General features: G+C 61.6%; 2 protein-coding genes. Both read right to left on the reverse strand.

Features of this window, described 5'->3' with window-relative positions:
- Positions 1-22: 22 nt before the first annotated feature.
- Positions 23-529, reverse strand: coding sequence for an IS630 family transposase (locus EV699_RS20390; protein WP_243662743.1), 507 nt, complete (start codon positions 527-529; stop codon positions 23-25).
- A complete protein-coding gene (locus tag EV699_RS20395; RefSeq protein WP_243662744.1) occupies positions 435-1022 on the reverse strand; it encodes a winged helix-turn-helix domain-containing protein in 588 nt (195 codons plus the stop codon). Before EV699_RS20395 ends, EV699_RS20390 begins: the two co-directional genes overlap by 95 nt.
- Between the last annotated feature and the right edge of the window lie 66 nt (positions 1023-1088).

Here is a 1088-nt window from a genome sequence, read left to right on the forward strand (position 1 = left end):
TTACTGAGCTCTGCATGGTTAGCTAATACAAGCCAGTCTCTTTGAAGCAACCCAGAATAATCCGCTTCTTGCACCGCAGCCGTGCTACCGCCCGCCGGAGTTCTCCTTTCAATTCCACCAAGGACTGACAGCAGAGATTCCGCAATTCGATCCGCTTCAAATGACTCCAGACGCCTTCGATCGGGTTGAGTTCAGGCGCATAGGCCGGTAACCGCTCCACGTGCAGTCGCTGTGCTGCCTCAGTCGCCAGGAACGCCTTCATCACGGCGCTGCGATGAATCGATGCCCCATCCCACAGGACATACAACGGCCCCGCGAGATGGCGCAGGAGATGCCGTAGAAACCCCACCACCTCGGTGCCGTCATACGCATGCGCCTGCAACTGCACGAACAACCCGCCCCGCGGGGTAATGCCACCGATCACCGACAGGTGATCATGAGTCAGCCACGGATGCAGCAGCGGCGTCTGGCCCCGCGGCGCGTACGTCCGCACCGCCAGGGGCAACGGGTAGAACCCGGACTCGTCCACAAACACGATCGTCGCGCCCTGTTCCTGCGCTTTTTTTTATTGCCGGCCAGCGCGCATTGATCCACGCCTCGATCGCCGTCTCGTCGCGCTGGCTTGCCCGCTTGAACGGCTTCTGGACACTCCAGCCCCAGGCGCGCAGCAGACGGCTGATGTGCGCCGGGTGGTAGACCACGCCAAACGCCAACTGGATCACCCGCCGCACCCGCGCACAGGTCCACACCTCGCCGCGAAAACCGACCGCCTGCGCACCTTCGCTCAGCAGTCCCAGCAACCGCTGGCGCTGAAACCCGTCCAGGCGCGGTATCGGGCCGGCCGCTTTCTGGCGCACCAAGCCCATACGGCCGTGCTGATGGTAGGCCTTCTCCCACTGGCTGATGGCCCCCTGCGTCACCCCCAATGCCTGTGCGATCTGCGCTTGCGTCCAGCCCTGTCCACGCAACGCGAGCGCCCGGCAACGACGATACTCAAATCCATCCGCTGTCTGCGATGACATGGCTATCAACCTCCGGCGGTTCTTTTGATAACCATAGTTTATTAAAAAGCTAAGCAGAGATCAGTA

It is taken from the genome of Plasticicumulans lactativorans, assembly GCF_004341245.1.
GTDB lineage: Bacteria > Pseudomonadota > Gammaproteobacteria > Competibacterales > Competibacteraceae > Plasticicumulans_A > Plasticicumulans_A lactativorans.